At 69.8% G+C, this 25498-nt stretch carries 22 protein-coding genes and 2 tRNA genes; 9 read left to right on the top strand and 15 right to left on the bottom strand.

The window, feature by feature from the left end; genetic code table 11:
• Nucleotides 1–93: 93 nt before the first annotated feature.
• The 7 genes from NL142_RS00120 (at nucleotide 94) to pknB (ending at nucleotide 9303) form a co-directional block, all read left to right on the top strand.
• Nucleotides 94–825, top strand: a complete 732-nt coding sequence (locus NL142_RS00120) for an FHA domain-containing protein (protein ID WP_011931240.1) — start codon at nucleotides 94–96, stop codon at nucleotides 823–825.
• On the top strand, nucleotides 822–1406 hold the full coding sequence (locus tag NL142_RS00115) for an FHA domain-containing protein FhaB/FipA (protein WP_043583617.1): 585 nt from the start codon (nucleotides 822–824) through the stop codon (nucleotides 1404–1406). Before NL142_RS00120 ends, NL142_RS00115 begins: the two co-directional genes overlap by 4 nt.
• 4 nt (nucleotides 1407–1410) lie before the next feature.
• Nucleotides 1411–2673 (top strand): PP2C family protein-serine/threonine phosphatase, encoded by a 1263-nt coding sequence (locus NL142_RS00110; protein WP_104235744.1) that lies wholly within the window; start codon nucleotides 1411–1413, stop codon nucleotides 2671–2673.
• Between the two features lie 64 nt (nucleotides 2674–2737).
• Entirely contained in the window at nucleotides 2738–4063 is a 1326-nt protein-coding gene (locus tag NL142_RS00105) for an FtsW/RodA/SpoVE family cell cycle protein (RefSeq protein WP_435080450.1), read from the top strand.
• Complete coding sequence (locus NL142_RS00100) at nucleotides 4060–5511, top strand: peptidoglycan D,D-transpeptidase FtsI family protein (protein WP_194683994.1); 1452 nt, start codon at nucleotides 4060–4062, stop codon at nucleotides 5509–5511. The genes NL142_RS00105 and NL142_RS00100 overlap by 4 nt, the downstream gene beginning before the upstream one ends.
• Nucleotides 5508–7421 carry a protein kinase domain-containing protein gene (locus tag NL142_RS00095; RefSeq protein ID WP_435080449.1) on the top strand — a complete coding sequence of 638 codons (1914 nt, stop codon included), beginning with the start codon at nucleotides 5508–5510 and terminating at the stop codon, nucleotides 7419–7421. The genes NL142_RS00100 and NL142_RS00095 overlap by 4 nt, the downstream gene beginning before the upstream one ends.
• Before the next feature lie 133 nt (nucleotides 7422–7554).
• Nucleotides 7555–9303, top strand: a complete 1749-nt coding sequence (pknB, locus tag NL142_RS00090; protein WP_435080448.1) for a Stk1 family PASTA domain-containing Ser/Thr kinase — start codon at nucleotides 7555–7557, stop codon at nucleotides 9301–9303.
• A gap of 130 nt (nucleotides 9304–9433) precedes the next feature.
• Here pknB and NL142_RS00085 read toward each other — a convergent pair whose 3' ends face one another.
• Genes NL142_RS00085 through NL142_RS00075 form a run of 3 tightly spaced genes read right to left on the bottom strand, consistent with a single transcriptional unit; the run spans nucleotide 9434 to nucleotide 11030 of the window.
• Nucleotides 9434–10072 carry an anthranilate synthase component II gene (locus NL142_RS00085; protein WP_435080447.1) on the bottom strand — a complete coding sequence of 213 codons (639 nt, stop codon included), beginning with the start codon at nucleotides 10070–10072 and terminating at the stop codon, nucleotides 9434–9436.
• Entirely contained in the window at nucleotides 10069–10227 is a 159-nt protein-coding gene (locus tag NL142_RS00080) for a hypothetical protein (protein ID WP_043560276.1), read from the bottom strand. The genes NL142_RS00085 and NL142_RS00080 overlap by 4 nt, the downstream gene beginning before the upstream one ends.
• Nucleotides 10228–10229: 2 nt before the next feature.
• Nucleotides 10230–11030, bottom strand: coding sequence for a class E sortase (locus tag NL142_RS00075; protein ID WP_435080446.1), 801 nt, complete (start codon nucleotides 11028–11030; stop codon nucleotides 10230–10232).
• 105 nt (nucleotides 11031–11135) lie between these two features.
• Between NL142_RS00075 and NL142_RS00070 the strand changes: the two genes are divergently transcribed.
• Nucleotides 11136–11375 (top strand): cell division protein CrgA, encoded by a 240-nt coding sequence (locus NL142_RS00070; RefSeq protein WP_015488825.1) that lies wholly within the window; start codon nucleotides 11136–11138, stop codon nucleotides 11373–11375.
• 391 nt (nucleotides 11376–11766) lie between these two features.
• Here NL142_RS00070 and NL142_RS00065 read toward each other — a convergent pair whose 3' ends face one another.
• Entirely contained in the window at nucleotides 11767–12630 is an 864-nt protein-coding gene (locus NL142_RS00065) for a rhomboid family intramembrane serine protease (protein ID WP_435080445.1), read from the bottom strand.
• Entirely contained in the window at nucleotides 12630–13169 is a 540-nt protein-coding gene (locus tag NL142_RS00060; protein ID WP_015488823.1) for a peptidylprolyl isomerase, read from the bottom strand. Before NL142_RS00060 ends, NL142_RS00065 begins: the two co-directional genes overlap by 1 nt.
• A 121-nt stretch (nucleotides 13170–13290) precedes the next feature.
• On the opposite strand from NL142_RS00060, the gene NL142_RS00055 reads away from it, so the two are divergent.
• Nucleotides 13291–13917 (top strand): hypothetical protein, encoded by a 627-nt coding sequence (locus tag NL142_RS00055; protein WP_234424836.1) that lies wholly within the window; start codon nucleotides 13291–13293, stop codon nucleotides 13915–13917.
• Nucleotides 13918–14045: 128 nt separating this feature from the next.
• Here NL142_RS00055 and NL142_RS00050 read toward each other — a convergent pair.
• The 10 genes from NL142_RS00050 to dnaA form a co-directional block, all read right to left on the bottom strand.
• Nucleotides 14046–14118 (bottom strand) — tRNA-Ala (locus NL142_RS00050).
• Between the two features lie 80 nt (nucleotides 14119–14198).
• Nucleotides 14199–14275, bottom strand: a tRNA-Ile gene (locus NL142_RS00045).
• A 48-nt stretch (nucleotides 14276–14323) separates the two neighbouring features.
• Nucleotides 14324–14731, bottom strand: coding sequence for a DUF3566 domain-containing protein (locus NL142_RS00040; protein WP_011931227.1), 408 nt, complete (start codon nucleotides 14729–14731; stop codon nucleotides 14324–14326).
• Entirely contained in the window at nucleotides 14724–17411 is a 2688-nt protein-coding gene (gene gyrA, locus NL142_RS00035) for a DNA gyrase subunit A (protein WP_435080444.1), read from the bottom strand. The genes NL142_RS00040 and gyrA overlap by 8 nt, the downstream gene beginning before the upstream one ends.
• Nucleotides 17412–17493: 82 nt before the next feature.
• Complete coding sequence (gene gyrB, locus NL142_RS00030; protein ID WP_435080443.1) at nucleotides 17494–19539, bottom strand: DNA topoisomerase (ATP-hydrolyzing) subunit B; 2046 nt, start codon at nucleotides 19537–19539, stop codon at nucleotides 17494–17496.
• A gap of 189 nt (nucleotides 19540–19728) precedes the next feature.
• Nucleotides 19729–20241 carry a DciA family protein gene (locus NL142_RS00025; RefSeq protein ID WP_435080442.1) on the bottom strand — a complete coding sequence of 171 codons (513 nt, stop codon included), beginning with the start codon at nucleotides 20239–20241 and terminating at the stop codon, nucleotides 19729–19731.
• A complete protein-coding gene (gene recF / locus NL142_RS00020; RefSeq protein WP_435080441.1) occupies nucleotides 20238–21452 on the bottom strand; it encodes a DNA replication/repair protein RecF in 1215 nt (404 codons plus the stop codon). Before recF ends, NL142_RS00025 begins: the two co-directional genes overlap by 4 nt.
• A gap of 7 nt (nucleotides 21453–21459) precedes the next feature.
• On the bottom strand, nucleotides 21460–22347 hold the full coding sequence (gene gnd, locus NL142_RS00015) for a phosphogluconate dehydrogenase (NAD(+)-dependent, decarboxylating) (RefSeq protein WP_086518419.1): 888 nt from the start codon (nucleotides 22345–22347) through the stop codon (nucleotides 21460–21462).
• Between the two features lie 20 nt (nucleotides 22348–22367).
• A complete protein-coding gene (gene dnaN / locus NL142_RS00010) occupies nucleotides 22368–23519 on the bottom strand; it encodes a DNA polymerase III subunit beta (protein ID WP_435080440.1) in 1152 nt (383 codons plus the stop codon).
• Between the two features lie 545 nt (nucleotides 23520–24064).
• Nucleotides 24065–25498: a chromosomal replication initiator protein DnaA gene (gene dnaA, locus NL142_RS00005; RefSeq protein ID WP_011931220.1), complete on the bottom strand. Its 1434-nt coding sequence runs from the start codon at nucleotides 25496–25498 to the stop codon at nucleotides 24065–24067.

The following is a 25498-nucleotide window of genomic DNA, read 5'->3' as shown; positions in this document are numbered from 1 at the left end:
CCGCCACGTGGCCGGTGTCCAGGGCGGCGCCTCGCGAGTTGGCTACGATCTCCCTATTCATCCGCGGAAGGACCGCGCGAGGACGGATCACACGTGGGAATCCTGGACAACTTCGAGAAGGGCCTCGAGCGCGCCGTCAACGGCGCCTTCGTGAAGACCTTCAAGTCCGGCCTGCAGCCCGTCGAGATCGCCGCGCAGCTCCGCCGCGAGCTCGACACCCACGCCGCGGTCGTCGACCGCGACCTCATCCTCGTGCCCAACTCCTTCACCCTCCGGGTCTCCCGGGCCGACGCGGAGCGCATGGCGAGCATCGGCACCGCGCTCACCGACCAGCTGCGCCAGGCGGTCGAGAAGCACGCGTCGTCGCAGGGCTACCAGTTCGCCGGCGTCGTGCAGGTGGGCTTCCGCGAGGACGACGCCGTCTCCGAGGGCGTGCTCGAGATCGACAGCCGCACGGCCGAGGGCAGCGTCACGTGGATGCCCGTGGTCGACGTCGCCGGCACCCGCCACCCGCTCCCCGTGGGCCGCACCGTCATCGGCCGCGGCAGCGATGCCGACATCACGGTCGACGATCCCGGCACCTCGCGCCGCCACGTCGAGATCGCGTGGGACGGATCGCGCGCCCAGGTCCGCGACCTCGGCTCCACGAACGGCTCCGAGCTGAACGGCGCGCCCGTCACCAAGGCGCCGCTCCCGCCCGAGTCCGTCATACGCATCGGCCGCACCGCCATCACCTTCCGCGTCGTGCCGCAGGCCACCGAGGAGCGCGGCGGACGCGGAACCCGGGGCCAGCGCCACGACGACGGGTTCTGGGGAGCGTCGTGACCGAGCTGACCCTCCTCGTCCTCCGCCTCGCGTTCCTCGCGGTGCTGTGGCTCTTCATCTTCGGCATCGTCTACGCGCTGCGCTCCGACCTGTTCGGCCAGCGCGTGCGGAAGCTCCGTGAGGAGACGGGCTCGGCCGGCGGATCCCCGTTCCCGCAGTCCCCGTACGCCTCGGCCGCCGCCGCACCGCCGAGGTCCCCGCAGCCCGGGGTGCAGCCGCCGCCCATCTCGTCGATGCCGTCCGGCGCCAACTCCGGCGCCGTCCCGTCCCGCGCGAAGGCCACCACATCCACCGCCCGCCACCTCGTCATCACGTCGGGCGCCAAGGCCGGCACCGAGATCCCGCTCGGCACCGAGCCGCTCACCATCGGCCGCTCGAGCGAGTCGGGCCTCGTGATCCGCGACGACTACACGTCCACCCACCACGCGCGCCTGCTGCTCTGGAACGACGAGTGGATGATCCAGGACCTCGACTCGACCAACGGCACCTTCCTCGACGGCAAGCGCGTGAGCGTGCCGACGCAGGTGCCGCTCGACACGCCGATCCGCATCGGCGCGACCAGCTTCGAGCTCAGGCGGTAGCGGCGTGGCGACAGTGACGCAGGCCGCTGCCGTCTCCCACGTGGGCAAGGTCCGGTCGAACAACCAGGACTCGGGCTACGCGGGGCGGGACCTCTTCGTCGTCGCCGACGGCATGGGCGGGCACGCGGGCGGCGACGTCGCCTCCGCGGTCGCCCTCACGCGGATCATCGAGGCCGACAAGCCGTACGCGTCCGCGCACGACGCCGAGTTCGCGCTGCAGGCCGGCCTCGTCGCGGCCAACCAGCTCCTCGCCGAGACCGTGTTCGAGCACTCCGAGCTCACCGGGATGGGCACCACCGTCAGCGCGCTCGCCCGCGTCGGCCGGCACGTCGCCATCGCCCACATCGGCGACTCGCGCATCTACCTCTTCCGCCGCGGCGAGCTCAGCCAGATCTCCGCCGACCACACCTTCGTGCAGCGCCTCGTCGACAGCGGCCGCATCACGCCGGAGGAGGCGCTCGTCCACCCCCGCCGCTCCGTCCTGATGCGCGTGCTCGGCGACGTCGACGCGGCGCCCGAGGTCGACACCCAGGTGCTCGACACGCACACGGGCGACCGCTGGCTGCTCTGCTCGGACGGCCTCAGCAGCTACGTGTCCGAGGAGCGGATCACCGAGATCCTCGCGACCGCGGGCACGCCCGACACCGTCGCCGACGCGCTCGTCAAGGAGTCGCTCGACCACGGCGCCCCCGACAACGTCACGGTCGTGGTGGTCGACGTGCTCGACGAGGACGACGAGACCGCCGCATCCCGCCCCGCGCCGGAGCCGGTCGTCGTGGGATCCGCGTCGCAGCCCCTCGCGTTCGGCGACGAGCCCGCGAAGCGCGCCGTCCGCATCCCGTCGCTGCTGCTGCACCCGCTGCGCGCCACCACGGCCGCGCGCGACGCGCAGTTCGAGCCGGAGTCGGACCAGTACCTCGAGGCCCTCATCGCGGAGGACAAGCGCCGCGCCCTCCGCCGCCGCGTCACGTGGCTGGTGGGCGTCGCGCTGATCCTCGCGGGCCTCGTCCTCGCGTGCGTCCTCGGCTACCGCTGGACCCAGTCCCGCTACTACGTGGGCGAGTCCGACGGCGTCGTCGCGGTCTACAACGGCGTGCAGCAGACCATCGGCCCGATCGAGCTCTCGCACGTCTACGCGCGCACCGAGGTGCAGGTCGACGACCTCCAGCCCTTCTACCGCCAGCAGGTGGAGCAGACCATCAACGCCGACTCGCTCGCGGGCGCCGAGGAGATCGTCAACCGGCTGCAGGAGGCCGCCGGTGGCTAGCGCGGGCGTAGCGGACGCGCCGGCGCGCCCCCGCGAGCGCGCGCCCAAGGTGCCGCGGATCCACGTGCCCCGACGCCTCAGGAACCTCGAGCTCGCACTGGTCGTGCTCGCCTCCGTCATCAACGGCGGCGCCCTGTACCTCGTGCAGCTCGGCGTGCTCGGCGCGTTCGACCAGAGCTTCTTCATCCCCGCCACCGGCCTCGCGGTCCTCGTGCTCGGCATGCACGTGGCGCTGCGCTGGCTGGCGCCCGACGCGGATCCGTTCATCCTCCCCATCGCGACCGTGCTCAACGGCCTCGGGATCGCCGCCATCTACCGTCTCGACCTCGCCGCGGGGCTCTCCGGCTGGGACAGCGTGGCCGTGCGGCAGATCGTCTGGTCGGGCCTCGCCATCGTGTGCGGTCTCGCGGTCATCGTGCTGCTCAAGAACCACCGCGTGCTGCAGCGCTACCGCTACATCGCCATGTTCGTCGGCCTGATCCTGCTGCTCCTGCCGATGCTCCCGGTCCTCGGCCAGAACATCAACGGCGCCCGCGTCTGGATCCACATCGGCGGCTTCTCGTTCCAGCCCGGTGAGATCGCGAAGATCTGCCTGGCGATCTTCTTCGCGGGCTACCTCGTCACCGCCCGGGACAGCCTGTCGATGGTGGGCGTCAAGGTCCTCGGGATGCGCTTCCCGCGCATCCGCGACCTCGGCCCGATCCTGCTCGTCTGGGCCGTGTCGATGAGCGTGCTCGTCTTCCAGCGCGACCTCGGCACCTCGCTGCTCTACTTCGGCCTGTTCATCGTCATGACCTACGTGAGCACGGGCCGCATCGGCTGGGTCGTGCTCGGCCTCGTCCTGTTCCTCGGCGGCGCGTACGGCGCGAGCACCCTCGGCTACGTCGGCGGCCGAGTCGATGCGTGGCTGAACCCGTTCGACCCGGCCGTGTACGACGCGAACGGCGGCAGCTACCAGCTCGTCACCGGCCTGTTCGGCATGGCGGACGGCGGCCTGTTCGGGCGCGGGCTCGGCGAGGGGATGCCCAACCTCACGCCCCTCGCCAACAGCGACTTCATCCTCGCGAGCCTCGGCGAGGAGCTCGGGCTCACGGGCGTCTTCGCGATCCTCGCCCTCTACCTGCTGCTCGTCTCCCGCGGCTTCCGCATCGGCTTCGCGGGCCAGGACGACTTCGGCAAGCTGCTCGGCATCGGCCTCTCCTTCGTCATCGCGCTGCAGGTCTTCATCGTCATCGGCGGCGTCACCCGCGTCATCCCGCTCACGGGACTGACGACGCCGTTCATGGCGGCGGGCGGATCCTCGCTGCTGGCCAACTGGATCATCGCGGCCCTGCTCCTCCGCCTCTCCGACACCGTCCGCAACCAGCCCCGATTGGTGGTCGAGTCGTGAACCGCGAGCTCAAGCGGGTCTCCGTGTTCGTCCTGGCCATGTTCGTGGCCCTGTTCGTCGCGGCGTCGGTCATCCAGGTCATCTCGGCGCCCACGCTGCAGGCGGATCCGCGCAACAGCCGCACGATCATCGCCAGCTACTCGGCCGAGCGCGGCTCGATCCTCGTCGACGGCACGCCCATCGCCTCCTCCGTCCCGGTCGACGACCGCTACAAGTTCCTCCGCACCTACACGCAGCCCGACCTCTACAGCGCGGTCACCGGCTACTACACGCTCGGCCAGGGATCCACCGGGCTCGAGGACTCCATGAACGACGTCCTCAGCGGCACGAGCGGCACGCAGTTCTTCGACAGCCTCACGCGCACCTTCACCGGGCAGGACCCGAAGGGCGCGTCGGTCGAGCTCACCATCGACCCGAAGGTGCAGCAGGCGGCGTACGACGCGCTCGGGTCGCTGCAGGGATCCGTGGTCGCGATCGAGCCGAAGACCGGCCGCATCCTCGCGATGGTGTCGAAGCCCGGCTACGACCCGAACACGCTGGCGTCGCACGATCGCGCGGCCGTGCAGCAGAGCTACTCGTCGCTCCTCGCGGACAAGTCCAACCCGCTCATCAACCGCGCGGTGAACAGCCTCAACCCGCCCGGATCCACGTTCAAGCTCATCACCGCCGCCGCCGCCATCGAGTCCGGCCAGTACACGCCCGACTCGCTGCTGCCCAACCCGCCGACGTTCACGCTCCCCGGCACCGGCACGGTCATCACCAACGCCGGCGAGGGCGCGTGCGGCCCCGAGGCCGAGGTCAGCATCGCGACCGCGCTGCGCCTCAGCTGCAACATCCCGTTCGCGCAGCTCGGCATCGCGCTCGGCTCCGAGCGGATCGCGAAGATGGCCGAGGCGTTCGGCTACGGCAAGTCGATCGACGTGCCCATGGCGAGCGCCAAGAGCGTCTTCTCCCCCGACCTCGACGACGCCCAGACCGCGCAGTCCGCGTTCGGGCAGCTCGACGTGCGCGCGACCCCACTGCAGACCGCCATGGTCACCGCCGGGATCGCGAACGGCGGCGAGGTCATGAAGCCGTCCGTCGTCGACAGCGTCCTCAACCCCGACCTGAGCGAGCTCTCCGGCTTCTCCCCCAGCCGCTTCGCCGACCCGATCTCGAAGGAGACCGCCGACACCATGACCCGGATGATGATCGACGACGTCCAGAGCGGCGTCGCGTCGAATGCGAGAATCAGTGGCGTCGACGTGGCCGGCAAGACGGGCACCGCCCAGAACGGCAGCGACGACCCGTACACGCTGTGGTTCACCGGCTTCGCGCCGGCGGCGGACCCGCAGGTGGCGGTCGCGGTCCTGGTCGAGGACGGCGGCGGACGAGGACGATCGGGCTCGGGGAACACCCTCGCCGCCCCCGTGGCGAAGAAAGTGATTGAGGCGGTGCTGGACAGATGAGACCCACGAGCGGACTGACCTTCGGAGGGCGTTACCAGCTGGGCGATCGCATCGCCATCGGCGGGATGGGCGAGGTGTGGGAGGCCACCGACCTCGTCATCGGGCGCAAGGTCGCGATCAAGATCCTCAAGGACGAGTACCTCGGTGACCCCGGGTTCCTCGAGCGCTTCCGCGCCGAGGCCCGCCACGCCGCGCTCGTCAACCACGAGGGCATCGCCAACGTCTTCGACTACGGCGAGGAGGACGGCAGCGCCTTCCTCGTGATGGAGCTGGTGCCCGGCGAGGCGCTCTCCACCATCCTCGAGCGCGAGCGCGTGCTGTCCACCGACAAGGTGCTCGACATCATCGCCCAGACCGCGCTGGCGCTCCACGCCGCGCACCAGGCCGGGCTCGTCCACCGCGACATCAAGCCGGGCAACCTGCTCATCACCCCCGACGGCCGCGTGAAGATCACCGACTTCGGCATCGCGCGCATCGCCGACCAGGTGCCGCTCACCGCCACGGGCCAGGTCATGGGCACCGTGCAGTACCTCTCCCCCGAGCAGGCGAGCGGGCACCCGGCGTCGCCGTCGACCGACGTCTACTCGATGGGCATCGTCGCGTACGAGTGCCTGGCGGGCCGCCGTCCCTTCACGGGCGAGTCGCAGGTCGCCATCGCCATGGCGCAGATCAACGAGCTGCCGCCCGAGCTGCCGGTCACCGTCGCGGAGCCCGTGCGCAACCTCGTGATGTCGTGCATCGCCAAGAAGCCGGCCGACCGTCCGCAGAGCGCCGCGCACCTCGCGCGCGCCGCGCAGGCGCTCCGCCGCGGCGACGTCGCCACCGCCACCATCGCGGTCGCGGCCGTCGCGGGTGCCCCCGCCCTGGCGGATCCGGGCGCGCCCACGCAGGCCACGCAGCTCATGCCGTCCGGCCGCCGCGCCGCCGACACGGGCGCGACCACGGTCCTGTCATCGTCCGGGCCGCGCGCCGGCGCAGCCGACCCCTTCCTCCTGGAGGACGCGGACGACGAGGAGCCCGAGGAGCCGCGCGCCCGCAAGCGCGCCATCTGGATCTTCGTCGTCGTCGCGATCCTCGTGATCGGCGCCATCGTGGCGGGGGCCATCGCCCTCACGGCGGGTCAGCGCAAGGACGATGCGATGCCGGGGCCGGTCGAGACCACCGCCACGCCGAGCGCGAGCCCCTCCCCGAGCCCGTCCCCCACCCCGTCACCCACGGCGAGCACGGTGGACGTGAACCGCGACGACTACATCGGCCGCGACCAGAAGACGGTCACGGCCGAGCTCACCGCCCTCGGCCTCAAGGTCACCGTCGTCACGGGCAGCGCCGCGCCGTCCGGCGAGGAGGAGGGTCGCGTCACCGCGATCACCCCCACCGGCACCGTCGCGAAGGGCGCCACGATCCAGATCACGGCATACGGACCGCCCACGCTGCCCACCGCGGCACCCGGCACGCCCACGGTCACCCCGACGGACGTGCGCGCCGGCCAGACGGTGGACATCTCCTGGCCCGCCTACTCCTGCCCCGCCGGCCAGACGCTCAACGGGTACCAGGTCCAGGCGGACTCCGTCTCGCAGGGCGCCACCGGCACCTGGGGCGGCAGCACGAACCCGACGAACGCGCAGACCACGTCGGGTGAGATCAAGGTGGGCACCAACCCGGGCACGTTCACCGTCAAGTACCTCGCCATCTGCGGCACCAACGAGTCGCCGTACAGCAGCACCGTGACCGTCACCGTCGAGGCCGCCCCCGGCGGCACCGGCACGGGCGGGGGCGGCACAGGCGGTGGGACCGGCGGTACGGGCGGCACGGGCGGCGGCAACGGCGGCACCACCGGCATGGCGCCGACGCCCGCACCGGGTCGCACGGACGAGCGCTCGCTCGTCTCCAGCTCCCACAGGAACCCCTGACCGGCCCTGTCCGAGGGGGCGGACGGCGGCGGTCGCCCGCCCCCGTCCGTGCATCGCGGTGCCGCCCGGATCCCCAGCGGACCCCCGGTAAGCTCATCCCCGTTCGATTCCCGATCCCGACGAGAGGCAGTCCGTGACCGACACGCGTGTGCTGGGCGGCCGCTACGAGGTCGGGGCGCTGCTGGGTCGCGGGGGCATGGCCGACGTCTTCGAGGGCGTCGACTCCCGTCTCGGTCGCCGTGTCGCCGTGAAGGTGCTCCGCCGCGGCCTCGCCGAGGATCCCGCCTTCCGCAGCCGCTTCCGCCAGGAGGCCCAGGCGGCCGCGCGCATGTCGCACCCCACCATCGTGCGGGTCTTCGACGCGGGCGAGGACGTCGTCACCGACCAGGACGGCGCGTCGCACACGGTCCCCTTCATCGTCATGGAGCGGGTCGAGGGACGCCTCCTCAAGGACGTCATCACCGACGGCCCGCTCGATCCGGACGAGGCCGTCCGCGTCATGGGCCAGGTGCTCACCGCCCTTGAGTACTCGCACCGCGCGGGCGTCGTCCACCGCGACATCAAGCCCGGCAACATCATGGTCACGCCCACGGGCCAGGTGAAGGTCATGGACTTCGGAATCGCGCGAGCGGTGTCCGACACCTCGGCCACCATCGCGCAGACCACGGCCATCCTCGGCACCGCCCGCTACTTCTCCCCCGAGCAGGCCAAGGGCGAGTCGGTGGACGCGCGCACCGACCTCTACTCCGCCGGCGTCGTCCTCTTCGAGATGCTCACCGGCCAGGCGCCCTTCCGCGCCGACACGGCCGTCGCCGTCGCGTACCAGCACGTCAGCGAGACGCCCGTCGCGCCGAGCACCGTGCAGGACGCCGTCTCCCCCCCGCTCGACCAGGTCGTCCTGCACGCCATGGCGAAGGACCGCTACGCGCGGTTCCAGACGGCGGGCGACTTCCGCACCGACCTCGATCGCGCCGCGGCGGGCACGCTCGCTCCCCGCGAGGCGCCGACCAACGACGTGGGTGCCACGCTCTTCGGAGCCCCCGCCGGCCCCTCCTCCTCCCAGCAGGCGCTCCGTCAGCTCGGCGTCGACGACGACCGCACCGTCCGAACCCAGAGCCGCCCGCCGGTCCCGTGGATCTGGGCCGGCGTCACCGTGGTCGTCGTGATCCTCATCGCCGTCGTCATCTGGGTCACCAGCCTCAGCAACATCGCGCCGCCCGACATCAGCCCCACCGTCCCCGACGTCGCGGGTTCGACCTACGCGAGCGCGGCCGCGGCCCTCGAGGAGGCCGACCTCGTCCCCCTCGAACGCGAGGAGGCCAGCACATCGGTGGCCGAGGGCATCGTGCTGCGCACCAACCCGGACCCGGGCGAGAACGTCGCCGCCAAGACCGAGATCGACGTCTTCGTCTCCTCCGGCCCGCCGGAGGTCCAGGTCCCGAACGTCATGAACCTCGACGAGGGCGCCGCCACCGCCAGCCTCGAGGCGGCGGGGCTCAAGGTGGGCGAGGTGGTCCGCCAGTCGTCGCCGACGGTCCCCGACGGCGTGGTCATGCAGACGGAGCCGGCTTCCTCCCAGCAGGTCGACCAGGGCTCCGCGGTCAAGCTCATCCTGTCCAACGGCAAGGTCGCCCTGCCCGACGTGCTCGGCCAGCCGCTCGTGGACGCGCAGAAGCTCCTCGAGGCGTCGGATCTCGTCGTCACCACCCGTCGCGACCCGTCCTGCAGCCGAGCAGACGGATCCCCGGTGAGCCAGCAGTCGGTCGCTCCCGGAGACGTCGCCCAGCGCTCGACGGTGGCCCTCACGTTCTGCACGGGCGCGGTCCGCAGCACACCGGCGCCCACCACGGGCACGCCGAGCCCGGATCCCGCGCGCGGCTGACCCGCGCACTCGACACACCGCGCATGACGGCGCCCGACCTCGGTCGAGGACGGCTCGGTCGACGAGAGAACGTCGTCCACGAGCGCGGGCACCCGGCGTCAGCCGCTGAGCGGCGTCCCCGCGGGACGGCTCAGGCCACGCGGACGAGCGGCGACAGCCGCGAGGCGGTGTCGCGAGCCCCGACGAGCCCGGCGCCCTCCAGCCAGTTGCCGAGCATGCGGTAGCCGCCCTCTGTCAGGACCGACTCCGGGTGGAACTGCACGCCGACGATGGGCGCAGCCTCGTGACGCAGGCCCATGATCACCCCGCCCTCGGTCCGCGATGTGACCACCAGGTCGGACGGGACGGTGCCGTCGACGACCGCGAGCGAGTGGTAGCGCGTGGCCGTGAACGGCTGCGGCACGCCGAGGTAGAACTCCCCGTCGTCGTGCGTCACGAGCGAGGTCTTGCCGTGCATGAGCTCCTCGGCGTTGGTCACGGTGGCGCCGAACGCCTCCGCGATCGCCTGGTGCCCGAGACAGACCCCGAGCAGCGGAGTGCCGGATGACAGCGCCGCCGTCACCGTGGGGATCGAGACGCCGGCCTCGGAGGGCTTCCCCGGCCCCGGCGACACGAGCACCGCGTCGTACTCGGAGATGACCCCTGCCATGTCGGCATCGGCGTGGTCGTCGTTGCGCATCACCACGGTCTCAGCACCCAGCTGCTGCAGGTACCCGTTGAGCGTGTAGACGAAGCTGTCGTAGTTGTCGATGACGAGGACGCGTGTCACTGATGCACCGTGACTTCCTGGGTGTTGACGATGGAGTCGACCCAGGGGAAGACCCAGGTGACGAGGGAGAAGAGGACGGCCGCGAGCAGCACGAGGACGATGAGCAGTCGGACCCACACCGGGCCGGGCAGGACGCGCCAGAACGCCGCGTACACGCTCAGCCCGCCTTCGCGAACGACGTGCCGGCCAGTGCCGCGGGCGTGGCCGCATCCGAGCGCGGCTGCCAGGACTCGAAGACGCTGTACGCGACCACGCGCTCCGCGGCCGAGAAGAGCGGGTTGCAGCTCGTCATCGTGAGGATCCGGTCCCCGGGCTGCGCGTCGGGTGCCTGGGGCACCTCGTCGAGCACGTCGACTCCGGTGGGCTTCACGTACTCGAGTGTACGGAAGCGGTAGGTGTACCAGCCGTCCTGCGTCTCGACGACGATGGCATCCCCCACCCGCAGATCCGTGATCTGGTTGAAGGGCTTGCCGTAGGTGGTGCGGTGCGCGGCGACGGCGAAGTTGCCCACCTGGCCGGGCATCTGCGTCTCGCGGTAGTGCCCGATCTTGCCGAGGTTCAGCACGTTGCCGAGCCCGACGCCCGTCGCGACCGGCACCACGTAGTCGGCTCCGAAGCGCGGGATGTAGATGTTGCCGAAGTCGGTGGCGTCCGACGTGGGCGCGGTGGTGATGACAGGATCCCCCGGTGCCGCGGGCGTGGCGGCCGGGTCGGGAGAGGCCGCCGCGTCTGGCGCGGCCGTGGCCCAGCTCCGGCTGTTCTCCAGCGCCTGGTCGCGCTGGCCGCTGCTGACGACGATGTCGTTGAACCAGAGCTGCCATCCGAGGAACAGCATGATGAGCACGCCGGCCGTGAGGAGGAGCTCGCCGAGGACGCCGACCGTGCCGAGGAGCGCATCGCTCCGCCGGCCGCGTCGCCGCGTCGCGCGGCGAGAGGGGGCGGGTTCCTGAGCGCTCATGTGCCGATTGTAGGTGGCCTGGATGTGCGGGACGCCGCCACCGGCGCCCCGTGGAGCCGGGCATCCTCCCGGCCCGGTGGAGGAGGGTACGGCTAGAATCTCCGCATGGCCCGCGACAAGACGACGAGACCCTCCCGCCAGGAACGCGTGCGCGACGAGGACGCCCCGAACCCCGTGTGGTTCAAGCCCATCATGTTCGGCTTCATGCTCGTCGGGCTCGCGTGGCTCATCGTGTACTACGTCAGCCTCAACGCCTTCCCCATCCCCGACCTCGGCGTCGGCAACATCCTCATCGGCTTCGGCCTCATCCTGGTCGGCTTCCTCATGACCACCAGGTGGCGCTGACCCCAGCGCGATCACGAGAGCCCGTCACCATCCGCTGGTGACGGGCTCTTCTGCATCCGGCGCCGGGTGCCCTGGGCCCCACGTTGTCCACAGAGGTCCTGTGCACAACCGTCCACACATGTGGACAACTGCGCCGGGCGCTCCACAGGATCCCGCCGGCACGACGGGTTACCCGTGGAAGCCCACGGGCGTAGCGATCCGGTCGGACTCGACATCGCACGGTGCCGTCGGAGACCGGCCCCCCTCGGCCGCTAATCACACGCGTGTAACTATCCCCACTGTGGACTGGCCTGTGGATAACCCGGCTGCTGCCCGCGGGCATGAGGATCTGCTGGCGGCGGCAACGACGAACGCGCCGCCCCATCCAGGGCGGCGCGCACGACGGGATCGATCAGACGGCGACGGGGAACACGGCGGCCGCGACGACGATGGCCACCGCGAGGCCCGCGAGGGAGCCGATCTGAGCACCCCGCTGGCGGGCATCCCGCGTCCGCAGGAGCACGAGCGCCACGAGCGCTCCCGTCACCAGGCCGCCGACGTGGGCCTGCCAGGAGACGCCCTGCACGACGAAGCCGAGCAGCAGGTTGATCACGATGACGCCGAGCAGAGGGCCCACGTTGCCGCCCAGCTTGCGGGCGAGCACGAAGTAGCCGCCCATGAGCCCGAAGATCGCGCCGGAGGCGCCGACGACGGCTTGCAGCGGCTCGCCCATGGCGGAGCCGATGACCTCGACGGCCAGGGATCCGCCGAGCGCCGAGATCAGGAAGAGGGCGAGGAAGCGGGCACGGCCGAGCATGGGCTCGAGGACGCGGCCGAAGACGAAGACCGACAGCATGTTGAAGACGATGTGGAGGATGCTGTCGGGCGAGTGCGTGAAGGCGCTCGTGAGCATGCGCCACGGTTCGTAGGCGCCGGAGGCGACGCTGCCGTAGACAGGGGCGAACCACAGCGACGTGGTCACGTACGCGCCGACGACGGGCAGCACCTGCAGGATCCAGACGACGGCGCAGACCGCCATGATCCCGTACGTCACGACGGGCGCGGAGCTCCGCGTCATCCGCGTGACGAAGGACGCCCGGGAACGGGGAGCGGTGCGACGCTGCTCCTTCATGTCCTCGGGGCAGATCACCCCGACGGCGGCCGGCGTCTGGCACTCGGGGCAGATGGTCCGCCCGCATCGCTGGCACAGCACGAAGCTCTGCCGGTCGGGGTGCCGGTAGCAGCGGTCGGCCGCCGTACGGGGTGAGTCGGTCATCAGACCTTCTCGACGGTGACGCTCTCGATCACGACGTCCTCGCGGGGGCGGTCGCGGCCGTCGGTCGGGACCGCGTTGAGCGCGTCGACGACCTTCTTCGACGCGTCGTCGGCGACCTCGCCGAAGATCGTGTGCTTGCCCTGGAGCCAGGTGGTGGGCGCCGTGGTGATGAAGAACTGCGAGCCGTTCGTGCCGCGACCGCCCTGCGTGCCGGCGTTGGCCATGGCGAGGATGTAGGGCTTGGAGAAGTCGAGGTCGCGGCTGATCTCATCGTCGAACTGGTAGCCCGGTCCGCCGGTGCCCTGGCCGAGCGGGTCGCCGCCCTGGAGCATGAAGTCCTTGATGATGCGGTGGAAGACGACGCCGTCGTAGAGCGGGTCGGTCGACTTCTTGCCGGTCTGGGGGTGGGTCCACTCCTTCTCGCCCGTGGCGAGGCCGACGAAGTTCTCGACGGTCTGGGGCGCGTGGGACCCGAAGAGGTTGAGGACGATGGTGCCGTGGTTGGTCGTCATGGTGGCGACGTGAGTGTGCGCAGACATGGAGCAATGGTCTCATGGCGGAGCTGGGACTCGGCGGACGCACAGGGTCCGTCGTGTTTGCCCGCAGAGGCACCCGTGCCAGACTGAAGATCCTGGCGAAATCACACCGATGGAGGTCCCCTTGGGTCTGTCACGCAAGAACAAGAAGGAGTTGGCGAAGCTCCGCACCCACGCGGCCGCCGTCCTCAAGGAGCAGCGCGAGGTCCTCGACCGGGCCAACGTCGTCGTGGCCGAGGCCGCGCACACCGCCCGCAAGCTCTCCGACCAGCACGTCGTCCCCGCCGTAAAGCGCGGCGTCGACGACCACATCCGTCCCGGCTACGAGGCTGGCGCCGAGCGCGTGCGCACCGCGGCCGACTCCGCCTACAAGGGCTTCACCCACACGGTCCTCCCGGCCGTCGCAGGTGCAGCCGGATCCGCGGTCGCCGCGACCGAGGGCATCCGCAACAGCAAGCAGGTGAAGGACGCGGTCAAGAAGGCCGGCAAGGTCTCCTCCAAGGCGCAGGAGTTCGGCAAGCACTACGTCGACAACGGGCGCTCCTACGTGGGCCGCTACGTGCCGCAGGTGGCGCCCGCGAAGAAGGGCCTCGGCTTCGGCGGAGTCGCCCTCATCGCGCTCGGCGTCGTCGTGGTCGGCGGCGTCGGCTACGCGCTGTACCAGACGTTCCGCGCGGACGACGACCTGTGGATCGCCGACGACGAGCCCGAGGCCGTCGACGCGACCGCGAAGGACCAGCCCGCGAGCTGATCCCCGTTCCGCGATCGCAGGTGCGATCCGCTGGAGGCCCGGACACCGAGAGGTGCCCGGGCCTTCGTCGTCCGGCCGGGCTCGAGCCGAGCGCCATGAGTGGAAGGCACCCGATGACGGGCGAGATGTGGAGTCACGGGGAATCGAACCCCGGACCTCCTGCTTGCAAAGCAGGCGCTCTACCAATTGAGCTATGACCCCGATCGGCGAGCCTCGGATCGCCGTGCGATCTACCGACTCGCTTCCCGCCATGCCCCCGGATCATGCGGATCCGGGGGTGTTGGTGGGGATACCAGGATTTGAACCTGGGACCTCTTCATTATCAGTGAAGCGCTCTAACCAACTGAGCTATATCCCCATCGGGCAGGTACACGTTACCGTACGCCTGCCCGTTTCTCCCAATCGGCTACGCGTTGGTGAAGCCGACGAGGACGCCGCCCGTGATGCGCACGCTCAGGTTGTAGAGCAGCGCGGCCACGGCGCCGAGCACGGTGCCGACGACGATGTTGAGCACGGCCACGACGATCGCGAAGCCGAGCACCTGGCCCAGGCCGAAGACGTCCTGGAGGGAGAAGTCCGCGGATCCGGACACCTCCTGGAACAGCTGGTCGACCGTGCCGAACACGTTCGTGGTCTGCAGCACGACGTAGATGAGGAACGTCGCGACGACGGTGATGATGCCGAGCACCACGGAGAAGAGGAACGCGAGCTTCAGCGCCGACCAGAAGTCGACGTACACGAGCTTGAGACGCACCTGCTTGGTGGTGGTGGCACGCGACGACTTCTTCGCGAGCTTCTCGGCGACACTACTCATCAGGTGTTCCCTTTCCAGCAGCGGTACCGTCGGACGCGTCGGGCGCAGCTTCGGGGACCACCAGGTTGCGTTCGGAGTTCTTGGCCAGTGAGATGATCCTGTCGTCGTCCGCGAACCGGGCGAACACGACACCCATGGTGTCGCGGCCCTTAGCCGGGACCTCGGCCACGACAGACCGTACCACCTTGCCGCTGGCGAGCACGACGAGGATCTCGTCCTCCTCGCCCACGATGAGCGCGCCGGCCAGGTCGCCTCGCGCGTCCTGCAGCTTGGCCACCTTGATGCCCATGCCGCCGCGGTTCTGCACGCGGTACTGGTCCGCGGCGGTGCGCTTCGCGAAGCCACCCTCGGTGACGACGAACACGTATCCCTGCTCGCCGACCACGGATGCGCTGAGCAGCGTGTCGTCCCCGCGGAACGTCATGCCCTTCACGCCGGAGGTGGAGCGGCCCATCGGACGGAGCGCGGAGTTGTCGGCGGAGAACCGCAGCGACATGCCCTTGCGCGAGACGAGGAGCAGGTCGTCGTCCTCGTCCACCAGGAGCGCGGACACGAGCGCGTCGCCGTCGCGGAGGTTGATCGCGATGATGCCGCCGGTGCGGTTCGTGTCGTACTCCGTGAGGGCCGTCTTCTTCATCAGGCCGTCGCGGGTGGCGAGCACGAGGTACTGCGCCACCTGGTAGTCGCGGATGTCGAGGACCTGCTGGATCTCCTCATCCGGCTGCATGGCGAGCAGGTTGGCGACGTGCTGGCCCTTGGCGTCGCGGCCGGCCTCCTGCAGCTCGTAGGCCTTGGCGCGGTAGACGCGGCCCTTGTCCGTGAGGAAGAGGAGCCAGTGGTGCGTGGTCGTGACGAAGAAGTGCTCGACCACGTCGTCCGCCCGGAGCTGGGCGCCGCGCACGCCCTTCCCGCCGCGGTGCTGGCTGCGGTAGTTGTCGATGCGCGTGCGCTTGATGTACCCGCCGCGCGTGACCGTGACCACCATCTCCTCCTCGGGGATGAGGTCCTCCATGCTCATGTCGCCGTCGAAGCCGAGCATGATCTCCGTGCGCCGGTCGTCGCCGTACTTGTCGGTGATCTCCTGCAGCTCGGTGCTGATGATCTCGCGCTGCACGGTGGGCGTCGCCAGGATGTGCTTGTACTCGGCGATGCGCTGCTCGAGCTCGGCCGCCTGGTCCTGGATCTTCTGGCGCTCGAGCGCGGCGAGGCGTCGGAGCTGCATCTCGAGGATCGCGTTGGCCTGCAGCTCGTCGATGTCGAGCAGCTTCATCAGCCCGCTGCGCGCGACCTCGACCGTCTCCGATCGGCGGATGAGCGCGATGACGTCGTCGAGCGCGTCCAGCGCCTTCAGGTATCCGCGCAGGATGTGGGCACGTGCCTCGGCCTCGTTGAGCCGGTACTGCGTGCGGCGGACGATGACGTCGATCTGGTGGTCGACCCACGCGGAGATGAAGCCGTCGAGCGCGAGCGTGCGGGGGATCCCGTCGACGATCGCCAGCATGTTCGCGCCGAAGTTCTCCTGCAGCTGCGTGTGCTTGTAGAGGTTGTTCAGCACGACCTTCGCGACCGCGTCGCGCTTGAGCACGATGACGAGGCGCTGGCCGGTACGTCCTGAGGTCTCGTCGCGGATGTCGGCGACTCCGCCGAGCTTGCCGTCCTTCACGAGCTCGGCGATCTTGATCGCGAGGTTGTCGGGGTTCACCTGGTAGGGCAGCTCGGTGACCACGAGGCAGACACGGCCCTGGATCTCCTCGACCGCGACGACCGCGCGCATCGTGATGGATCCGCGGCCGGTGCGGTACGCCTCGAGGATGCCCTTGGTGCCGAGCACCTGCGCGCCCGTCGGGAAGTCGGGGCCCTTGATGCGCTCGAGGAGCGCCTCGAGGAGCTCCTCCCGGTTCGCGTCGGGGTGGGCGAGCAGCCACTGCGCGCCGGACGCGACCTCGCGGAGGTTGTGCGGCGGGATGTTGGTGGCCATGCCGACCGCGATGCCGACGGATCCGTTGACCAGCAGGTTCGGGAAGCGCGACGGGAGGATCTTCGGCTCGAGCGTGCGGCCGTCGTAGTTGTCCTGGAAGTCCACCGTGTCCTCGGTGATGTCCCGGACCATCTCCATGGCGAGCGGCGCCATCTTGGTCTCGGTGTACCGCGGGGCGGCGGCGCCGTCGTTGCCGGCGGAACCGAAGTTGCCCTGACCGAGCGCGAGCGGGTAGCGCAGGCTCCACGGCTGGACCAGACGCACCAGCGCGTCGTAGATGGACGAGTCGCCGTGCGGGTGGAACTGGCCCATGACCTCGCCGACCACGCGGGCCGACTTGAAGAAGGAGCGGTCGGGGCGGTAGCCGCCGTCGTACATCGCGTAGATGACACGACGGTGCACGGGCTTGAGGCCGTCGCGCACCTCGGGCAGCGCGCGCTGCACGATGACGCTCATCGCGTAGTCGAGGAACGAGCGCTGCATCTCGAGCTGGAGGTCGACCTGCTCGATGCGGTCGTGCGTGACGACCACGGTGGCGTCGGGGTCGACGATCGCGCCGGGCAGCGAGTCGGACGCCGCGGCGGCGGAGGACGCCGGCGTCACGCCCTCCTGGGGCAGCGCGTCGTCGGTCGTCGAGGCCTGCTCGTCGTCCGGGGTCGCGCCCGTGCCCTGCTCGTCGTCCGGAGTGTTGTCGTCGGCCATGGAGGTCCCGTTCAGAGGTCGGTGGATCGTGGGGTCGGCATGGGGCGGCGGTCGGCATCGAGCCGCGCCGCCGCCCGGTCGATCAGATGTCGAGGAACCTGACGTCCTTGGCGTTGCGCTGGATGAAGCTCCGGCGGGACTCGACGTCCTCGCCCATCAGCGTCGAGAACACCTCGTCGGCACCCGCGGCGTCGTCGAGCGTGACCTGCATGAGCGTGCGGGTGGCCGGATCCATGGTGGTCTCCCACAGCTCCTTGTAGTCCATCTCGCCGAGGCCCTTGTAGCGCTGGATGCCGTTGTCCTTCGGCATCTTCTTGCCGTTGGCCTGCCCGTGCACCAGCAGGGCATCGCGCTCGGCATCCGTGTAGACGTACTGGTGCTCGGCGTTCGACCACTTGAGCCGGTACAGCGGCGGCTGCGCCAGGTAGACGTAGCCGAGCTCGATGAGGGGCCGCATGTAGCGGAACAGCAGGGTGAGCAGGAGGGTCGTGATGTGCTGGCCGTCGACGTCCGCGTCGGCCATGAGCACGATCTTGTGGTACCTGACCTTCTCGGCGTTGAAGTCCTCGCCGATGCCCGCGCCGAACGCGGTGATCATCGACTGCACCTCGTTGTTCTGCAGCGCGCGGTCGAGCCGGGCCTTCTCGACGTTGAGGATCTTGCCCCGCAGCGGCAGGATCGCCTGCGTCGTGGGGTTGCGCCCCTGCACCGCGGACCCCCCGGCCGAGTCGCCCTCGACGAGGAACACCTCGCTGAGCGCCGGGTCCTTGCTCTGGCAGTCCTTGAGCTTGCCGGGCATGCCGCCCGACTCGAGCAGGCCCTTGCGTCGGGTCTGCTCGCGCGCCTTGCGGGCGGCGAGACGCGCCTGCGAGGCCTGCATCCCCTTGCGGATGATGTCCTTCGCCTGCGCGGGGTTCTTCTCGAGCCAGTCCCCCAGCTGCTGTCCGACGATGCGCTGGACGTAGGCCTTGGCCTCGGTGTTGCCGAGCTTGGTCTTGGTCTGGCCCTCGAACTGCGGCTCGCCGAGCTTCACCGAGATGACGGCGGTGAGGCCCTCGCGGACGTCGTCGCCCGTGAGGTTCTCGTCCTTCTCGCGGAGCAGCTTGTTCTCGCGCGCGTAGCGGTTGACGAGCGTGGTGAGCGCCGCGCGGAACCCCTCCTCGTGCGTGCCGCCCTCGTGCGTGTTGATGGTGTTCGCGTAGGTGTGGACGCTCTCCGTGTAGGAGGTGGTCCACTGCATCGCGACCTCGAGGCTGATCTTCTTGACCGTGTCCTCGGACTCGAAGGCGATGACGTCGGCGTTGACGACCTCGGTCTTCTTCGCCTTGACGAGGTGCTCCACGTAGTCGACGAGGCCCCGCTCGTAGAGGAACTTCTCGGTGCGGTGCTCCGCGGCGTCGCCCGAGCGCTCGTCGTGCAGCGTCAATGCCAGGCCCTTGTTGAGGAAGGCCATCTGCTGGAAGCGCGCGCGGAGCGTGTCGTAGTCGAACTCGACGGTCTCGAAGATCTCGCGGCTCGGCCAGAAGGTGATCGTGGTGCCGGTCTCGGTGGATCCCTCGCCCTTCTGGAGCGGTGCGTCCGGCACGCCGATGGTGAAGCTCTGGCGCCACACGGCGCCCTGGCGGCGGACCTCGACGTCGAGGCGCTCGGACAGCGCGTTCACGACCGAGCTGCCGACGCCGTGCAGGCCGCCGGACACCGCGTAGCCGCCGCCGCCGAACTTGCCGCCGGCGTGGAGCTTGGTGAGGACGAGCTCGACCGTGGAGATCCCCTCGACGGGGTGGATGTCGACCGGGATGCCGCGACCGTCGTCGACGACGCGGATCCCTCCGTCCTTGCGCATGGTGATCTGGATGTCGCTGGCGAACCCGGCGAGGGCCTCGTCGACGGAGTTGTCGACGATCTCGCTCACGAGATGGTGCAGACCGCGCGGGCCGGTGGATCCGATGTACATGCCGGGGCGCTTGCGCACTGCCTCGAGGCCCTCGAGCACCTGGATCTCGTTGGCGCCGTAGTCGTTGCTCACCTGCTGGCGGGTGATGTGGTCGGAGTCGTTGTGCGTCTCCTCGACCTCCACCTCGTCGGGGGTGGAGTCGTCGGGGAGGTCCTGTGTGGCATCCGATGTCATGAAGTGGTGGCTCCTGCCGCGTCGACGCGCCCCTGCCCGACGGCGGACGCGCGCGGATCACGAGATGATCCGGGGACCGTCGTCCCTGGACTGCGGGCGACCCCTCATTCTATCGCAGTAGTAGGCTCCGCACCTCTCTATCCGGCCCGCTGAGGCGCTTTCGCGACGGGGGTGACCTGATTCGCCTCCCTAGCCGTAGGTATCGCGCGGGCCCCGCCCTGGGATCGACCTGGGACCCTTTTTCCAGGACGGGGCGTTCGGCCCCTGGAAGCGGATCGACCGGATGCCCGCGTCCGGGAAGCGCTCGGCGATGCGCGTCGTGATCTCCACGCGCATCAATCGCAGCTGCGTCGCCCACGCCGTCGACTCGCACTCGACGGTGAGGAGGCCGTCCTCGATGCCGACCGGGGACGAGTGCACGGCCGTCTCCTCGCCGGCGATGGTCGTCCACGCGGCCATGAGCTCGGCCTGCGACAGCGAGGACGTCCAGCCCATCCGCGAGGTGAGCGAGTCCATCACGTTCCCGAGCGAGTCGGGATCCCGTCCGGGTTGGAACGGCGAGCTGCCGGCCTTCTGCTCGCGGCGCTTCCGCGCCGACGGCGAGCGTACGGACGCGTCGCCGAACACCTTGCGGAACCGGCGGTAGACAGCCACCGCCTCCGACTCGGGCACAGGACCGCCGTCGGGTGCGCGAGGGATCACGCCGCTCCCCCGTCCTCGGCGTCGGATGCCGATGCAGGCGCCGGAGCGTCCACGATCTCGCCGGCCCGGATGTGCACGGCGTTCGCCGCCAGGTGCGCGGGCACGTCCTCGAACACGGCCGCGGTGATCAGCACCTGCTCGAAGCCGGTGACGGCTTCCGCGAGGCGCCCGCGCCTTGCCTGGTCGAGCTCGGCGAACACGTCGTCGAGGATCAGCACGGGATCCCCCGTCTGCGAGTCGCGTCGCAGCAGCTCCGCTGAGGCGAGCTTCACCGCGAGGGCGAACGACCACGACTCCCCGTGGCTGGCGTAGCCCTTCGCGGGTAACCCGTTGAGCCGGAACAGCACGTCGTCGCGGTGCGGGCCGACCAGGGTCAGGCCCCGCTCGAGCTCGCGTGGTCGCATCCGCGCGATGGCCGCGGAGAAGACCGGCACGACGTCCTCGGTCCGCGTGAAGCGGCCGCCGTCGCGCGCGCCCGTCTCGTCCGCGACGTCGTCCTCACCCGGGTCGTCCGCGAGGATGCTCAGCTCGGGACGCGCGGAGGGCCCGTGGTCGGCTCCCGCCACCGCCAGGTACGCGCGCGCGAGCTCCGGCTGCAGCGCCTCGACCAGGGCGCCGCGCGCTGCGATGATCTGGGATCCGATCGCGACGAGCCGCTCGTCCCAGATGTCGAGCGTCCCCAGCTGGTCGGCCTTCATCCCGCGCGCCCGCGCCGACTTCAGCAGGGTGTTGCGCTGCTTCAGCGCCCGGTCGTAGTCCGACAGCACGCCAGCGAGCCGCGGCGTGCGCAGCACGAGCAGCTGGTCGAGCAGCCGGCGACGCCCCGACGGATCCCCGCGCACGAGGGCCAGGTCCTCGGGCGCGAACAGCACGCTCGAGAAGTACCGCGGCAGCTCGCGCGGCTTGGTCGGCGTGCTGTTGACCTGCGCGCGATTGGCCGAGGACCGGTTGATCTGCACCTCGACCCTGAGCTCCCGGCCCGCATGCTGCAGCAGCGCTCGGATCACCGCGGATTCGGCGCCCTGCCGGATGAGCGCCTGGTCGGTGGAGACGCGGTGCGACCCGAGCGTGCTCAGGAAGCCCAGCGCCTCCACCAGGTTCGTCTTGCCCTGCCCGTTGCTCCCCACGAAGAGGGTGGCACCGGGCAGGAGCGCGACGTCCGCGCGGGTGTAGTTGCGGAAGTCACCCAGGGAGAGGTGACGGACGATCATCCGGTGGTCAGGACTTCTTCTGCACCGAGTGGCCGCCGAACTGGTTGCGCAGCGCGGCGACGGCCTTCATGGCCGGGGAGTCCTCCTGGCGGGAGGAGAAGCGCGCGAAGATCGACGCGCTGATGGCGGGCATCGGGACGGCGTTGTCGAGCGCCTCCTCGATGGTCCACCGGCCCTCGCCCGAGTCCTGCACGAAGCCCTCGATGTCCTCGAAGCCCGGGTCCTCCTTGAGCGCCTTGACCAGGAGCTCGAGCAGCCAGGAGCGGACGACCGTGCCCCGCTGCCACGCCTCGAACGTGCCGGTGACGTCCTTGATGATGTCCTTGCGCGCCGCGAGGAGCTCGTAGCCCTCCGCGAACGACTGCATCATCGCGTACTCGATGCCGTTGTGGACCATCTTCGCGTAGTGCCCCGCGCCGGAGTCGCCGACGTGGACGAAGCCCTCCTCGCGGGGTCCCTCGGGGCGGAGCGCGTCGAAGACGGGCATCGCCCGCTGGACCTGCTCGACCGGGCCGCCGACCATGAGGCCGTATCCGTTCTCGAGGCCCCAGACGCCACCCGAGACTCCGGCGTCGACGAAGTCGATGCCCTTCTCCTTGAGCAGTCCCGCGTGCGCGAAGTCGTCGGTGAACTTGGAGTTGCCGCCGTCGATCACGAGGTCGCCCGGCTCCAGGATGCGGGCGAGGTCGCCCACGACGTTCTGCGTGACCTTGCCGGCCGGGACCATGACCCAGACGAGGCGCGGGGTGGGCAGCGCGGCGGCGAGGTCGTCGAGCGTGGCCACGTCGGAGACGTCGGGGTTGGTGTCGTAGCCGGTCACCTCGATGCCGTTCGCCTCGAGGCGCGCACGCATGCGGGCGCCCATCTTGCCGAGTCCGACGAGTCCGATGTGCATGTTCTCTCCTTGATCGCGGTCTAGCGCAGCAGCAGGTTCGGCTGCAGCAGGTACCGGTAGTTGTCAGCGCCGGCCTGGTCCTTGGAGGACTGGCTCGTGATGAGCACGGGGCCGGGCTTGTTGGGGTTGTCCGTCTTCGTGAACGAGAGCCGGACGAACTCGGAGTGGACGGCGCCGAGGCCGTCCAGCAGGAACTGGGGCTTCAGCGACACCACGGTGTCGACGCCCGTCAGGAGGGCGTCGATGCTCTCCGATGCCTGCGCATGCTCGGATCCGATGGCCTCGAGGGTGAGTCCGTCGATCGTGAAGGTGAACCGGAGGGCCGCCTCGCGCTCCAGCACGAGCTGGACGCGCCGCGTCGCCTCGATGAGGTCGGCCGTGTTGATGACCGCGTAGTTGTCGACCGTCTCGGGGAAGAGGCGCTTGACCGGCGGGAAGTTGCCGCGGATCAGCAGCGACGTCACGGTCTTCCTGTCTGCGCTGAACGCGATGAGCTGGCGGTCGTCGGTGTCCGTGATGGCGACCGAGATGGTGCCGCTGTGACCGAAGGTCTTGCCGATCTCCTGCAGGGTGCGGGCGGGCACCAGGGCGGTGCGGCTGGTGCCGTCGGTCGTGGCGTCGCCGCCGTCCCAGTCGATCTCGCGCACGGCGACGCGGTAGCGGTCCGTGGCGATCAGGCCGAGGCTCGTCTCCCCCACCTCGAGCTGGACGCCGGTGATCACGGGCGTCACGTCGTCACGTGACGCCGCGACGGCGACCTGCGAGACCGCGGCGGCGAACTGCTCTGCCGGCAGGAGGCCGGACTGCTCCGAGATCTGCGGCAGGGTCGGGTACTCCTCGACGGGCATGCTCAGCAGCGTGAAGTGCGCCGATCCGCAGGAGACCGTGATCTTCGAGTCCTCGGTGGTGAACCGCACGGGGGCGTTCGGGAGGCGGTTCGCGATGTCGGCGAGCAGACGGCCGGAGACCAGCACGCGGCCGGGCTCCTCGATGTCCGCCTGGATCTGCGTGCGGGCGGAGACCTCGTAGTCGAACGACGACAGCGTCAGTCCGTCCTCGGTCGCCTCGATGAGCACCCCGCTCAGGATCGGGAGGGTCGTGCGCTGCGGCAGGAGCTTGACGGCGAAGGACACCGCCTCGCTGAAGACGTCCCTGTTGACTTGGAACTTCACGTTGTGGACCCCTCGATGAGCGGAAGATTTGTCGGTCAATGCTAGCCGTGCCGACGGGGGACCCCACGACCGTCGATCCCTCCACACCCTGAGGTTCTTGGGCGACATCCAATGAAGGGTTTAAGGATCAATAGTCTTAACCGCTGTGGAATCTGTGGACAACTCCCGGAGTCCCCGTCATCGAGCGGGAACTACACGTCTGGAAGTTGTGGGACGGGTGTGGAGCGGCCTGGGGACTCGGCGGGATGCCGCCGGCGCGACGACGTCGGTTCCACAGGCCGGGTCCGCGAACCCACATCGGCTCCGGCGGTTCTCCACAGTTATCCACACTCTGTGCACACTGTGGGGAACGGCGGATCCAGCCCCTCTGAGGCTCTGCCCGTTCCACGAAGCCGTGCTCCAGAGCGTGCCAGCCGTCGTCGCCGGGCCGGTCGGCGTCGGGCTGCTGCTGTCGCCCGGACGCGCAGAAGGGGCCGGACCCCGTGGTCCGACCCCTTCTCCTGCCTCGTCTACCGCACGCGCCGCTGGGGCGCGTGCAGACGGCGTCACATCTTGCCGTAGCGGTGGTTCTGCTTGATCCGGCTCGTGAGCTCCGTCACCTGGTTGTAGATGGAGCGGCGCTCCTTCATGAGCTCGGTGATCTTCTTGTTGGCGTACATGACGGTCGTGTGGTCCCGGTTGCCGAACAGCTGGCCGATCTTGGGCAGCGAGAGGTTGGTCAGCTCGCGGCACAGGTACATGGCGATCTGGCGTGCCGTGGCCACGGCCTGGGACCGGGACGAGCCGTAGAGGTCGTCGACGGTGAGCTTGAAGTAGGCAGCGGTGTGGTTGATGATGTCGACCGGCGCGATGACGTTGTCCTCGTCCAGGGTGATGAGGTCCTTCAGGACCGTCTGCACGAGCGCGAGGTCGACGGGCGTCTTGTTGAGGCTCGCGAACGCCGTCACGCGGATCAGAGTGCCCTCGAGCTCGCGGATGTTCGACGTGACCTTGGTGGCCATGTACTCGAGGATGTCGTCGGGCACCTGCAGCTTCTCGCTCTGCGCCTTCTTCCGGAGGATCGCGATGCGCGTCTCGAGGTCGGGCGCCTGCACGTCGGTTATGAGGCCCCACTCGAAGCGCGAGCGCATGCGGTCCTCGAAGCCCGTGAGGTGCTTCGGCGGCAGGTCGCTCGTGATGACCACCTGCTTGTTGTGGTCGTGCAGCGTGTTGAAGGTGTGGAAGAAGGCCTCCTGCGTGGAGTCCTTGCCCTGGAGGAACTGGATGTCGTCGATCAGCAGGATGTCGTTGTCGCGGTAGCGCGACTGGAACAGCGAGGACCGGTTGTTCGCGATCGAGTTGATGAAGTCGTTGGTGAACTCCTCCGAGCTCACGTACCGCACGCGGATGCCGGGGTAGAGGCTGATGGCGTAGTGGCCGATCGCGTGCAGCAGGTGGGTCTTGCCGAGCCCTGAGTCGCCGTAGATGAAGAGAGGGTTGTATGCCTTGGCCGGCGCCTCGGCGACGGCGACTGCCGCGGCGTGGGCGAACCGGTTGGACCCGCCGATGACGAAGGTGTCGAAGCCGTATTTCGGGTTGAGACGCGAGTCGCCGCGGGAGGGCGAGGCAGGCAGCCCCGGGTTGTCCGTGGGCGCCGTGATGGTCGGCGTCTCGATGTACGGCTGCTCGGCGGCCGGCTCGGGATGCTGGGCGAAGGCGTCCTGCGCGATCTCGGGGTTGACCACGATGGCGAAGTTGCTGACGCCCGCGGCCTCGTCGAGAGAGCCGATGGCATTCAGGAGCGGGACGCGGATGCGCTGCTCGAGCATCCCGCGGGTGAGGTCGTTGGGGACCTCGAGGTACAGGGTGCCGGTCATGACGCCCTTGGGCTCCACCAGGCTGATGAAGCCGTGCAGCTGCGGGGTGATCCGATCGTCCGCGGTGAGGGCGGCGAGCACCTTCTGCCAGATCGCGTGCGTCGGGTCGGAGCGGTCGGACAT

Origin of the sequence: Clavibacter quasicaliforniensis (assembly GCF_051201715.1) — a bacterium.
GTDB lineage: Bacteria > Actinomycetota > Actinomycetes > Actinomycetales > Microbacteriaceae > Clavibacter > Clavibacter seminis.
This window is presented reverse-complemented; position numbering and strand designations above follow the sequence as displayed.